The organism is Undibacterium sp. Ji22W (assembly GCF_049340305.1).
GTDB lineage: Bacteria > Pseudomonadota > Gammaproteobacteria > Burkholderiales > Burkholderiaceae_D > Undibacterium.
Window position 1 is genome coordinate 429944 of sequence record NZ_JBMPOU010000002.1, and the last position, 13645, is coordinate 443588.

The 13645-nt window shown below is 48.3% G+C and carries 9 protein-coding genes; 5 read left to right on the forward strand and 4 right to left on the reverse strand.

Annotated features, from left to right (window positions below; genetic code table 11):
• Positions 1-5: 5 nt before the first annotated feature.
• From ACO0KW_RS08775 to ACO0KW_RS08785, 3 genes are all read left to right on the forward strand, one after another.
• A complete protein-coding gene (locus ACO0KW_RS08775; RefSeq protein ID WP_423052688.1) occupies positions 6-764 on the forward strand; it encodes a 3D domain-containing protein in 759 nt (252 codons plus the stop codon).
• A gap of 184 nt (positions 765-948) precedes the next feature.
• On the forward strand, positions 949-1398 hold the full coding sequence (gene lepB / locus ACO0KW_RS08780; protein WP_423052690.1) for a signal peptidase I: 450 nt from the start codon (positions 949-951) through the stop codon (positions 1396-1398).
• Positions 1399-1508: 110 nt separating this feature from the next.
• Positions 1509-4586: a beta-propeller domain-containing protein gene (locus tag ACO0KW_RS08785; protein ID WP_423052692.1), complete on the forward strand. Its 3078-nt coding sequence runs from the start codon at positions 1509-1511 to the stop codon at positions 4584-4586.
• A gap of 278 nt (positions 4587-4864) precedes the next feature.
• Here ACO0KW_RS08785 and ACO0KW_RS08790 read toward each other — a convergent pair whose 3' ends face one another.
• The 4 genes from ACO0KW_RS08790 to ACO0KW_RS08805 all read right to left on the reverse strand — a co-directional run bounded on the left by ACO0KW_RS08790 (position 4865) and on the right by ACO0KW_RS08805 (position 11234).
• Positions 4865-5716: a hypothetical protein gene (locus tag ACO0KW_RS08790; protein WP_423052694.1), complete on the reverse strand. Its 852-nt coding sequence runs from the start codon at positions 5714-5716 to the stop codon at positions 4865-4867.
• Between the two features lie 121 nt (positions 5717-5837).
• Positions 5838-8573 (reverse strand): protein kinase domain-containing protein, encoded by a 2736-nt coding sequence (locus ACO0KW_RS08795; protein WP_423052696.1) that lies wholly within the window; start codon positions 8571-8573, stop codon positions 5838-5840.
• A gap of 24 nt (positions 8574-8597) precedes the next feature.
• Positions 8598-9191: an ECF-type sigma factor gene (locus tag ACO0KW_RS08800; protein WP_423052698.1), complete on the reverse strand. Its 594-nt coding sequence runs from the start codon at positions 9189-9191 to the stop codon at positions 8598-8600.
• Positions 9192-9920: 729 nt separating this feature from the next.
• Positions 9921-11234, reverse strand: coding sequence for a M20 metallopeptidase family protein (locus ACO0KW_RS08805; protein WP_423052700.1), 1314 nt, complete (start codon positions 11232-11234; stop codon positions 9921-9923).
• 512 nt (positions 11235-11746) lie between these two features.
• Here ACO0KW_RS08805 and ACO0KW_RS08810 point away from each other — a divergent pair.
• Both ACO0KW_RS08810 and ACO0KW_RS08815 read left to right on the forward strand, forming a co-directional pair.
• Positions 11747-12646, forward strand: coding sequence for a MipA/OmpV family protein (locus ACO0KW_RS08810; protein ID WP_423052702.1), 900 nt, complete (start codon positions 11747-11749; stop codon positions 12644-12646).
• Positions 12647-12822: 176 nt separating this feature from the next.
• Entirely contained in the window at positions 12823-13611 is a 789-nt protein-coding gene (locus ACO0KW_RS08815) for a hypothetical protein (RefSeq protein WP_423052704.1), read from the forward strand.
• Positions 13612-13645 lie beyond the last annotated feature (34 nt).

Genomic DNA, 13645 nt, shown 5'->3' on the forward strand with positions numbered 1-13645 from the left:
AACCGATGTCCACACGCCACCTACATCTCACTCTTATCGCTCTTACCGCATTTCTATTTGTAGACGTCAGTTCAGCCCAATCGCAATCTGATTTTGCAATTGCTGGACCGCCAATAAACGCGAAGCTGACTAAGGATCTTTGGGCCACGCACTATTTCGTGCACCAAGCCATGTCGACCGCCAACGGAATTCCGTTTAAAGACAAAAGCGGAAAAGTTTTGTCGGACAACGTGCAGCCACGCGATTGGTGCTTAGCTGCGATTGAGGGAACCGTTCGCGTATCGTTCCAAAATTCGACGAAGACGTTAAACTATGCGGGCACGGGTAAAGAATCGCAAGTCGACTGTGCGTCCATTCTTAGGATCAATCCCGCCATCAAGCCCTGGATTTCAGCCACCGGAAAATCATACTTTACGATGGCTGCTGGGCCGTTTGGTGACGGCGTTAAAGGAAACAAACTCGTCCCCTACCGGACGATCGCCGTCGATAAAAAAGTCATACCTTTTGGAACTGTCGTATTTATCCCAGATGCCAAAGGAGTAGTTATTCGTCTTCCAGATGGGACGTCGATTAATCATGACGGTTATTTTTACGCAGGTGACACTGGAGGTGCTATTAAAGGTGCACATATAGATGTTTTTTGTGGAGCCACTTCGACGAATTGCTTCCCAAGCTTTATTCATAGTGACGCGAAAAAAACTTTCAAGGCCATCATCGTGACTGATGCAAGCATCATTGAGAATTTGTCTGCACGTCATCAGTAATGATCAAGTATTTCTCTACTGATTAATTTCAAATGGAATGGCGACTAATAGCGCAGAGCTTGGCCTCGCCATCAACCACAATAGTTTATGTCTTTAGCGTGCGCCTCAATGAGCTGCGAACGACGTTTATCCCGTTTTGTCACGTTTGAAATGCATTGCTGTCTACATAGCGCCTGATGGAAACGTGGGCGTTATTGGTGTTTCTGAGTGCGCATTTTGTTATTCTAGAAATCCACCAAATTCAATTTTAATTGGCGACCGTATCGCGTATCACTTACTGCGACAAACAATTGACGACCAATGGACAAGCCATGGTTACGCGCAGAACCGGGGACATGAAGATTTCAACGGCAACGAAAAACCTGCGCAGATCGAAATCTATGGGGAGCATTTTGCGTCTGGCAGCTATCAAGCGATGGTTGACCGAGAACCGCCTCCGATCATCGTGTCGCTTTCAGGGGAATTTATGTATAGTGAGCGTTGCGAATTTGACGAGACAGGATTTGTCTGTACAGTTCCGACGGAGCACTATTTTATGATGGGTGATAACCGCGACCATAGTCGCGATTTCCGTTATTGGGGATTTCTTCCAGCGGATCACATAGTCGGTAAGGTAATGACTATTTTCGATTAGCAAAATTTTGTGTCGATACAAAGTATATGCAATTAAATGACAAATCAAAATGCAAAAAAAGTCATACTGTATCCTTTCTCTTTTATCGACGTCCATTTCACGGAGTCAGTATGTCTATTTCCAAATTTTGTAGTGCGTTTTTCGCGTCATTGAATCCAACTCTTGGTGCAAGTCGGGCTGCGCAGCTTGGTGGCGGCCTGTTAGTGTGTGGATTGTTAAGCGCCTGTGGCGGTGGCGGAGTGTCCGGGAAAATAGGCGCGCCGGAGGGAGTCTCGCTCAGTGGGCGCACCAGCTTTGTATCACCGTCTGCATCGCCTTTAGTTGGCAGCGCCAGAAATTACGATCCCGTCCTCAGGTCAGGGAGTGCTCTCGACGACGCCTTGACAGTTGCTACGAGCGCGAATGCCACGTCTAGTACCCGCACGATAACGGAAGGCGATATTTATCGTGTGCTCGATGCAGGCAAAACTTTACTCAATCTAAATCCCTATCGCGGCTTACAGATCATTGACTTGAGCAATCCTGTTACCCCAAAAATACTAGGAAGAGTGGCGATAACGGGCACGCCGACTGAGATGTATCGAATTGGCGAGCGAGTCTATATTTTGATGAATTCTTGGTCGCAGTATCGCGTAGTGCAAAAAGATGGTGCTGAAGTGCTCGATCGATTTCATGGCGCGGCCTTGATCACGGTCGATATTTCAAATCGCAATCAACCAAAGATGTTGGCTAGTACACCAATCGATGGTTATCTTGGCGCATCACGCATGAGTAGTGGTGGTGGCAAGAACGCCCTCTATTTCACCGTACAACAATATAACGCTGGTGTCACCGAGTCTGTCGTAAAAAGTTTTGCGATTGATGCACAAGGAAATTTGCAAGCCAAATCCAGCATCAGTTTGGGGACCTATGTGCAGGCGATTCAGGCAATGAATGACCGCCTAATGGTCGCCAACTTTGATACCACATCGGCGTCCACAAATAATTGGCGCTCACGGGTCAACGTGATCGACATTTCCAGTCCCGATGGTTTGATGGTCAAGGGCGCCGATGTTCCGGTATCTGGCGTGGTCAAACAAAAGAACAATATGCATATCCAAGGCAATATCATGCGTATCGTTTCATCCTCATCTACGGGCGGCATTATTACCTTAGTAAGTGTAAGCGGCAACCTTTCAATTGGTACCGACACTATCACGACGACTCAAGCTAGCAATCTCAATACCAACCATGTTGAAACATTCAATATCGCTGACATTGCGAAGCCGATCGCGATCGATCACGATACGTTTGGCGCTGAACAACAATTATATGGCACCACCTTCTTAGCCGACCGCGCCTTTTTCGTGACCTATTTACGGCAAGATCCCTTCCATGCGTTTTCGATTACACCCGATGGCGTGATGCAAGAAGAGAACGAATTTATCGTCTCCGGCTGGAATGATTTTTTCGTGCCTGTGCAAGCGAACAGCCGCATGATCGGGGTCGGACATAACGATGCGAACAACCGCCGCGCCTTGGCGATCAGCTTGTATGACATCACAAATTTAAAAAACAAGCAGCCACTAGTCGCCCGCGCCGAAGTTGATCTAGCCTATTCTTTTTCTGAGGCTAACTGGGATGATCGTGCGTTCACCGTCCTTGATAACGCAACCAATGTGCTCGCTGCCGATGGCAAAACCTTAGAGACAGGTTTAGTCTTGTTACCCTACACTGGATGGGATGGCGGCAGCTTTATCTATCGCACCGGCGTGCAGATTTTTAGTTTTTCCGCGACCACACTTACACGCCGCGGCAGTATGCTGCAAGACTCTCAGGTACGGCGTAGTTTCATGGGCGATAGCAGCCAAAATATTGCAGCCAATTTGGCTAGCAATGAAGTTTCCCTGTTTAACATTGCGAATCCTGATGCGCCTGTAAAAAAATCTAGTCTGGTCTTGGCCGCGAATTATTCTCAATTTGTGGCATTAACAAATGTCGGTGTGCGCTATCGCGCCAATGATTTTGGGTGGTGGGGTAGCAATAGTGCGGCGCAGCGCAGTGATGTCATCGAAGTGGTTGCGCTAAATGATGTCGATGGCGATACACCGATCGCGAGCGTTGCCGTCCCCGCTGGTTCAAAAATGTTCAAGGTGGGCAATAACCTCAGTCTGGTCTCGAGTGAAATGGTCGGGAGCGTCATGCGCACCACCGTTAAAACTTACGACTTAAGCATTCCAAGCGCTCCTCGCCTCACAAGCAACTTTGTCAGTGACGACATCTTGGGAATCAATGACTTTTCATATCAACTCGCAGATTGCGGGATTATTCGTTGTGGTGGCTACGCCTCGACTCAAGTGTTAACAGTCGGGAAGGCATTAGTCTTTGTCAGTCGTTCGCTGCAAAATAGTCTATCCGCCGATGGAAAAACCACGGCGCGTTACTGGAGTAATCAAAATTTTCAGGTGCTTAATTTAGAAAATGTCGACCGTCCAGTCTTACTGCCGAAAATCAGTATGGCCAAAGATGAAGAAAATGTTGATGTGATTCAAAACGGTAACAGTTTGTGGATCAACTACCAAAAAGCGCAATTGCAGCTCGGCGCTAACGGTGAGCAGCAAAGTAAGTTCTTTGTCAAAGAGCTCAATCTTACTGCAGCAGCGAATCCGCAACTGGGTAAGGAAATCAATATTCCTGGCCAACTGATGGCCATCGTCGGCGATCAATTTTATTGCCTAGAATATTCCATGGTCGGACGAAATATAGAACCCAGTTTGCACATGCTGATCGTGCAAAATAGTCTCGCCTATTTACAAGCGAGTATAAATTTAAGCGGTAAATATCCGATCGGACTTTTGGCCGATACCAATACTGTGGTACTAACTAGCATGGACAGTAGTAATTACCAAACCAAGATGGACATCTACGCAGTGCCAGTAAAAGATTTCTCGCTGCAATCTAGTACTCCTTTAGAAGGCGGTGCAACTTCGGCAATTTTACGCCCTGGTAAATTGCTAGTGCAGGATTGGTATGGCTTGTTTTTATACGATATCAGCCTCGCCAAGACACCGAAGCTCAAGGCTTATTTCCCTGCCATCAGCTGGAGTGGAAGTCTCAGCATCGTGAACAAGGATATCTATCTACCGGCGAACTATTTTGGTGTGTATCAGTTCAATCTTGATACGGTGAATATGCCTGCATCGCCATAAAATTTCTTGACTGGTCAGTCGATCAAAAAAAAGCGGAGAAGAAATCTACTATTTTCTTCTCCGCTTTTTTCCTCTCAAAATTCACTATTTTTGCACCCTGATCTGGCGCATCAGACAGTATCCAACAAGAATTGGCGAGTAGTCAGCAGCTTGGCAAAAAAATTAACGACTGAATATGCGCCTTTCGCTACCATCTCGATTACTAACAAAGAGTTCCATCACAATCAGACCCGTGTTCTTATACCCCACTGAAATAGGCGTCCGAATTTCAGCCCTTCTTAGTTGTCCTTCTTCAAAAAGCCTTTCAGCAACGATGAGCCGATTGCCTTCGCTGCTTCTTTCACTTCGGGATTCTTCGACTCAGTAGCAGTCGCGCTGGCACTAGCGTTCGCACTAGCTTGGCTTGAAGCGGACTCCGACGTTGCTGCTGCGCTCGCAGCAGGCTTGCCTTCGGCAGCAGCTCTAGCTTGTACATACAGAGCAGGCTCAACATCGGCGCGCACAGTCTCTAGTCCATTGTTCTTGCGTTTGTAATATTGACCATTAAAATCGTAAAGAAATGCTTGGTGCAATTGCTGGTAGGTGAGTGTGGTACTTCCCGTACAGTATTGTCCTTGCTCTTCCGTGGTGCCAGCTGGACATTTTCCTTGTTTTGCCGTCACATCAGGCGCTTCTATTTTATCGGTTATGCACTCAATTCGACGTGCACTACTCGTGAAATAGCCACTAGGACAAAAGTCGAGTTCATCCTTTTTATTGATACGCTTTACTACCGGTTTGCCGAAATGCGTTTTATCGGGATCGAGTGGCGAGGAACTGCCACTTGCTGCACTGCTCGTTTTTGCTGTTTGTTTGTCCGATTTCTCTTCTTTCGTATGCCTTGTGCAGTAGTTGGTAGAGCGCGACCAACCAGCAGGGCAACTTGCCTTGCCATTTGGATTGATCATTCCCTCGTATCCAGGTTTATTGGTGCTGCACTTGCCCCCACTAGTGGTAAATGGAGATGGGCATGAGGATTTTTCAAATTGAGGAAAACTACTTTGGGCTGCGCCAGTGTTCGACAGCAGACAAGCTGATGCGAAAGTGAACACAGTACCGATCAGGCGTAAGGATGGAAATTTGAGTTTCATAATTGCGTCCAGAAAAAAATTGAAGGGATGGGCCAGGTCGCCCGAACTACTCCTATCTTCTGTAGCAAGAATTCACAAAAAAACAGATCATCAATTCGCAAATATTTTTTTGCCCTTTATTTTACGAGAGTGCTCGCTTCCACCAAGCCGACAACTGCCCAGCAGCCTCCAATGCGGCACGCTTCTCATTAAATTGCTCTTTTAATAAAGAATATTGCGTGGCAATTGCCGGGTGTTTGAGCGCCCATACTTCGGCATACAATAAATTGGCGGCTTGTTGCACATCGGCAGGGGTTGCCTCAACTGCCTGCTGCAATACTTTATGGGCTTGCCCAAAATAGGTCGAAGCCTCGACGGATTTCCCGATAGTCATCAAGGCTTGCGCGCGTAGCACAAACACAGGCGCTAAATCTGCAGCCGCACGCGGATGCGTTGGCATGGCATCCGGAAAACTAGCGAGCATTTGAAGCGCACCACGCGCGTCACCCGTCAGCAGCAGCGTCTGTGCTAGCTCAATTTTGAGTTGCTGGTGCTGTAAATAGAAAACGCCATCTTCTGGTTTAAATATCCCACTCACTAGGAGAATGCTTGGCAAGATTTGCCGATTGTCTTTGAGGGCTTGTGCATCGCCAATTTGATTGTGTACCTGCGCCCAGCGTCGCGCCACATTGGCATACCGTGCACGTAAATGCATATCTTGTGGGTCCGACTCATGGAAGGAACGTGCAAGTGTCAATCCCTCGGTCAAGGCTAGCCTAGCTTCGCTTGCTTGCAATCGATGCGCTTGAATTTCTGCTAAGCGGGTGAGTGATACCGCTAAAGACACGTCTGCATCCCGTCCTGGTCGTTCTTGCCGTATTTTGCGGGCTAGGGAAATGGATGATTCCATATAGTTGAGGGCGAGGTCGGCTTGTCCGTTATTCAGTAAACGCACAGCCAACAAATCATTTGCGATACGCAAGCTTTCATCCATTGTTCCACTTGGTCTGATCTTGGCCAAATCTTGGGCTGCTTGCAATTGCGCGCGTGCCAAATCTAAGCCGCGAGCATAGGCAGGGCCCGTTTGTCGTCCACTCAGTCCCGCCAGTCTTTGGGCTGCATCAAAACGCGCATCCAGCAGGCTAGCTTTCAGGTTTTGGTCTTTACCGGGCAGTGCTAAGGCCTTCTCAGTCACCTGCAGAGCCGTCTCGAAATAAGCGATCGCTTCAGGTGTCTGCGCCGACGTAAATACATTGTCGCCTAAACGAACCAAGACACGCGCATAGGCAGCGCAGTCTCTCATTGCCTGTCCCGGCGTAGCGTTATCACAATGCTGACGGCGCAATGTAATCGCTTTTTCATAGCTGCTTTTTGCTCCTGGCAGGTCTCCCAAATTGCCTTCAGTAGCGCCGCGGCCCTGGACATCGCCGATAGCTTCGAGCCCGGCAGCGATATCAGCTTCCAGTTGCCGATCGCCTTGCGCATCTTGGCTTAAGGCATCCAAGTATCCAAGCGCATCGGAGACCAGAGTCTTACGCACAGCTAAGGCACCGGCGAGTGGACGCAATGCTGCGTTATAGTCAAACACCACTTTATTCGCGATCGAGCGCACAGCGTCCAAGCGTTTTTGCGCGATCGTACGTTGCAAGTTTGCTTGTTGCGCGTTGACCATCGCCCAGACAGCGAAGCCAACCACGGCACAACTGGCAATGGCACCTCCGGACACCGCCCAACGGTGTCGAGCGACAAATTTTTGAAATTGATAACGCGCACTTGGGGTGCGAGCATTCACTGGCCTCCCCTCTAGAAAACTTTGCAGATCCAATGCTAGCGCCTCAGCCGTGGCATAACGTCGCGTCAAGGGTTTTTCTAAGGCCTTTAGAACAATTGCTCGTAAATCAGTTGGAATCTGCGCTGCGGCCAATGGCGTGACTGATGGTTCAGTTTCAAGCACCGCATGCATCGTTGCTAAAGTCGTTGAATAATCCGAATCTGATAATTTCGTGGTTGATCCTGAGGCTTTCGATTCAGCACCGAATGGCCGTTGACCCGCCAACAATTCATACAAAATGACACCCAAGCTAAAAACATCCGTGGCAACTGACACATTTTGCCCTAGCAACTGCTCTGGGCTTGCATAGGCAGGTGTGCAGGCTTGGTGCAAGGTTTGCGTTAACTCTTCATTTTGCAGGACTTTGGCTATGCCAAAATCCAGTAGACGAACCCGCCCATTCTTATCAACCAACACATTGGCGGGTTTAATATCTCGATGCACCAACAATTGGGTATGCGCAAAACGCACCGCAGAGCAAAGGTCCAAAACCAGCTTAACGCGATCTTCAATACTGAGTTGTGCTTTGTCTGCATACTGCGTCAGCGGAACACCATCGATATACTCCATCACCAAATAAGCACAACCTTGCTCAAAGCCAGCATCTAACAAACGTGCAATATTTGGATGCGTGAGTCGACTTAATACCCGCGCCTCTGCAGTCAAGCGTTCGGCACCATCGCTACCGAGTAAGATAGGAGGCAAGACTTTGATTGCCACTTGCATCTCAAAGGCCGCATCGGCACGTTCTCCCAGCATAACGATGCCCATGCCTCCTCGTCCGACCTCTCGCAGCACACGCCACGGACCAAGACGCTCCGGCAAGCTCGTGTTCATCACAGATTGCATCCAATCTCGCGGCACGTCTAAACCTGGATCGGTTAGTAAAGCACCTGGCAATAGCGCAAGCACGGCAGCGGCAAGCTCAGGATCTGATTTCTGCAAGGCTTGTAAACGTTCTGCGCGTGCGCTGGCAGACAGTTCTGTGAGCGCAAAGAGCGTATCTTTGATGAGATCAGATTGACTAGGAGAATTTGAATTTGTCACAGTTATGCCTTAAATTTTAAAATCTTATTGAATCAGTTGCGCTAAACGAGCACGTGCAAAAACCCAGTCACGCTTCACAGTCGGCTCACTGATGGCGAGTGCTTCCGCGATTTCCGGGATTAGCAGACCCGCGAACACTTTCAGTTCCGCCACTTGCGCTGCACGTGCATCTTCTTTGGCAAGGGTCGTTAAGGCTTGATCTAATGCAAGCAATTCTTCTGGCCCCTGCTGTACCGAAGCGCAAACTTCAGCTGCCGAGAGCGTCACAAGAAAAATTTCACCCAGACGCTTCTCCGCATTTCTTGCATTGGCATGATTTACTAATATGTGGCGCATGGCGCGTGCTGATAAAGACAAGAAATGGGTACGGTCAATCGCCGAAGCGGGACTATTCCCTGCACTCAAGTTAAGCCAAGCCTCATGCACCAAAGCAGTGGCAGACAACGTATGCCCACTGCGTTCTTGTGCCATCAAGCGCTCCGCTATTCGGTGTAATTCCTTATACAGAATTGGCCAGTGAGCATGCGCATCAAATTGAGGCGCAATTGTCTCCAAATCCTTGGGGCAGTCGGGCATATCGATAGGAATAGAAAAAGCATGCTTGGAAGCTGGGTTCATAAATTAATGCGTTTCTCGGATTTCAAAATGCTGCGCTAGGGCTCTATTCCAGATGGGTAAGGTAAGGCCTCGGCACAAGTTTCTATTACTTTTCTATTTTTGCCAAAGGTCAATTATGCATGTAGCGGGCAGCAAACAACAGCTTTGCTGTTAGCATAAGTAGAAACTGTTGATCATAGGCTGCGAGCACGTCATAGCTCATCGCGAATTGAATTCCCAGTTGCTACATGTCTTAATAATCAAACTTTGATGAATCTGGAAGAGAAGAAATCCAGTCTCGATAAAAATTGCCCTCCATGCGCCTAAGTTGTTCTCTGCAATTCTCCATCGACTTCACTCTATGACGACTCAATCGACTATGGCGTAAAACAGCATGTCAATCAAATGAACCATTTGATCTTATGATCCTATGGGGCAAAAAATTGATCATTCTCGGACGCAAACAAAGTTAAACGTCACAAAAAATCGAGAATCAAGTTTTGATAATCCATTTGAAGAAACGGTTCTTGTTCATGGTCAGCGGCTTATGACCTCAGGTCAATCAGCGCCAGCCAGCAAAAAACCGCAACTGTCGTCAGTGACCAATGGAAAAAACTTTCTTTTCGAGATCTTTTTGCAGGTATTTTCTGCGGTACCTGCGTGTTGGATCTTTACATTTCATCGCATGTTTTTGAAGCTCATAAAAATAGCGATGCTCATCACAACTTTCTTGCCATCCACAAGTTCCTCTTATTTCTGCAACAAGCCTATCGCCGCAGCACTCATCGCTTTCACCCCCACCTTCAAAGCGGGTTCAGCCATTGGCGCAAATTTACTGGTGTGCGTGCCTGCAACATACGCCTTACCCGCATTGGCCTTTGCTAGCAATTCAGGGTCAACCACACCTAAAATAAACAGAACGGTCGGAATCTCGCGTTCGGGTGGCAGGCTGTATTGGGCGAAATCTTCGCTGCCCATAATGCCAAAGCCGTCTGTGACTTTGTCTGCGCCAAGCGCACCCGCAATCGCTTTTTTTACACGCGCTGCCATCGGTCCATTATTGACATTGGTGGGGCCGGTTTCTGATTCGATGATCTTGACGATGGGCTTACGATCATCTGGCAGACCGTTGCTCACGGCAACGCCCTCAGCCGCTCGGTAAATGCCGTCCACGATAATTTTCATCGCTGTGTCGCTACGTGCGCGCGTGGTCAGTTCAAGTTTGACCTCATCGGGAATGATATTCCGTTTAGTACCGCCATGGATGCTGCCTACGGTGACGACAGCCGAATCCATCGGATCTTCATTGCGGCTGACGATAGTTTGAATTTGATTGATAAACTGTGCAGCCATCACTACCGGATCTTTGCCACGATGTGGTGCTGCTCCATGACCACCGATACCACGTATGCTCACATCGATAGAGGTGACCGCGGCGTGGGTCGCGCCAGCGTAAACACCGACCATGCCTGTCGCTAAGCCTGCTGAATCGTGCATCGCCAGTGCCATGTCAGGCCGCCCGAAACGCTGATAAAGGCCATCACGCAATAGTGCTTGCGCGCCATCCAAAGTCTCTTCTGACGGCTGTCCCACCAGCACCAGTGTGCCCTGCCATTCTTTGCGGCGCGCGGCGAGTTCGCGCGCGGTTCCCAGCAATGTTGTCACGTGCACATCATGACCGCATGCATGCATGACACCGACTTCCTGCCCCGCCACACTCTTCACCTTAAGCTTGCTGGCATAAGCTAAGCCAGTCTCCTCAACGATCGGTAAAGCGTCCATATCTGCGCGTATCAATAAGCGGGGCCCGGGGCCGTTTTCCATGATTGCGACGACTCCATAAGCCTGACTGCCATCCGCGTATTTCCCCACACGCTCGGTGACTTTGAAGCCCGCCTTACGAAGCTCTGCAGCCAAGTTGGCAGAAGTATTCACCTCAAAATGTGACAGTTCAGGGTTGGAATGCAAACGTTTGTAATAGTCAAACAAATCGTCTGCCATTACTGCACTGGAAGTCAGTGTGCCAAATGTTGCGAACAAGCCGGCGATGATACGTGCTTTCATGGTGGTCACTTTCAGTCAGTGTGTGATTTGATCTCGGGTTGAGAACTTGAATGGCATCAATGGGCTTCGATCCACACGCAAGATTCTCGATGTTAGGGTGTGCTGGACATTTAAACAATCTAAACATCCAAAAGCTGCCTGCCATCGACATAGAAACCACAGTCTGTCCAAGCACGATCTTCGCTTGCATTAGCGCCGCTTTGAAGTCCGTATGACTCACACAAGCAATCATCTTTTACATTCAGCGATTATTTGAAAAAATTCACATGTCATTTGAATTTAAATCAAAGCAAGATCTCACCCTTTATAGGCTCCTTACGGGGCAATCTGACCCGACGTTACCTCTACCCTTGGGTGGGTTCATCGTATATTCAGCGCAGAGCAGCTCAAGCTGAAACAAAATTTCAACATATTTCTAGAGACATTCGCTAGGCCTCATCCAGCTGAGTTAAACTGCAGAATCTCGCCATTTCTACTTTTTTCTGCACTCACATAGTCACCAGAGTTTATTCATGCAAAACAAAAACCTCGTCTTAACGACATCCCTATTGTCACTCTTCACCTGCGGTGTTTTATCCTTCACGGTGAACGCACAAGAAGTTGTAACCACAAACTCTGCCAATGCCAATACCGACAAACCAGCCTTGGTCAAAGACAGTGAGCCATTGCCATTATGGGAACTCGGCGTATCGGCATTCGCACTCAGTCAGCAGGCCTATCCTGGCTCCGACACCTATGCTAATCGGGTGCTGGCGGTGCCTTATTTTTTGTATCGCGGCGAGCATTTTCGGATAGATCGTGGCAATACCGGTTATCGTGCGATCAAGACCCCGCGCTTTGAATTTGATGTCGGATTTGCGGGCGCGCTCGGCTCAAGTTCGGACAAAATTACGGCCCGACGTGGCATGGAAAGATTGGGCAACTTGATTGAATTTGGACCGCGCTTGAAATGGAATATCAGTGAGCCAGAAGCAAATGGTCGCTGGCGTTTTGAGTTACCGGTGCGAGCCGTATTTGATATCAGCAATCAATTCAAGCATCGTGGCTACACGATCGAACCAGAGATCGAATTCGAACGGCGCGCATTTGGTGGCTGGCGCTACAGCACAGGTTTATCGACGGTATGGGGAAATCGCCAGATGAACGAGACTTTCTATCAGGTGCGGCCAGATCAGGCATTACCGGATCGTCCGGCATATCAGGCTAAGCAAGGATTAATTTCATGGCGCTTATCCGCTTTTATTTCGCATAGTTACAGTAATAATTTCCGCGTGTTTGGCGGCCTGCGGCTAGACAGTTTAGCAGGCGCAGCGAATGAAAACAGCCCATTAGTGAAACGCCAAACGGCTCCTTCACTCTTATTAGGTTTGACCTATACGTGGATGCGTTCGACTCGTCCTGAATTTGATTGACGCTCATTTGGACTCTTCGGTAGTGCTTCGATATTCTGTGCGCCTGAAGAGTCCGTCTAGTAGCTTAGGAAAACCTTAGGATCAACCTCTCCCCATAATGCCAACTCAATTGATGATCATACAAAGCTTCAAAGACTTTGTTGAAGCGCACGCAAAACCCAACTCACGAAACTGTCATGAAAAATAATTTATATCGCTTCCTTCTCGCGATGACACTGTTGACGCTTGGCGCATGTAACAAGGATGAAATTCTTCAAAAATTTGCATCGCCACAGGAGCAGATGCTAGCCAAGCAATATATAAGGCATTTGCAGCTGCGTCAGTTTGAAGACATTGAGAAAGTCGTTGATCCTGCGCTGCGCGATCCCAATTTGCACAAGAGCCTGGTGCAAATGGCGGATTTAATTCCCGTCGGCGAACCTTCGGTTGTGACTTTGATTGGTGCTCAGCGTCATATTGCCGGCGACGACTCAAGCTTAAATTTGACTTATGAATATGGCTTTTCTGGCAAATGGATTCTCACGAATGTCGCTGTAAAAAAACGCGCAGACGGCTTTAGCATTATTGGCTTTAGCGTCATTCCTCAGCTAGCCTCGATTGAAGAGATCAATCAATTTTCAATGAAAGGAAAATCATCGCTACATTATCTAATGTTGACACTTGCCGTTGTGTTTCCGGCACTGACCCTCTTAGCTTTGGTGATATGCGCCCGTATGACTTTACGTGGCCGCAAATGGCCTTGGATACTGTTTATATTGACCGGTTTTGGAACGCTTACGATGAATTGGACAAGCGGCGCGATTAATTTTATTCCAGTATCACTTCAACTATTCAGCGCATCGGCTTCCTCAGCATTTTATGGCCCTTGGATTGTCTCTATCTCGCTGCCCATCGGTGCGCTGTGTTTTCTAATTTTTCGTAAAAATCACGCCGCCGTTCCTGTCACACCTAGCGATTCTGCCTGACGCCAATTGATTTCACCCGAAGCCACCTAGCACA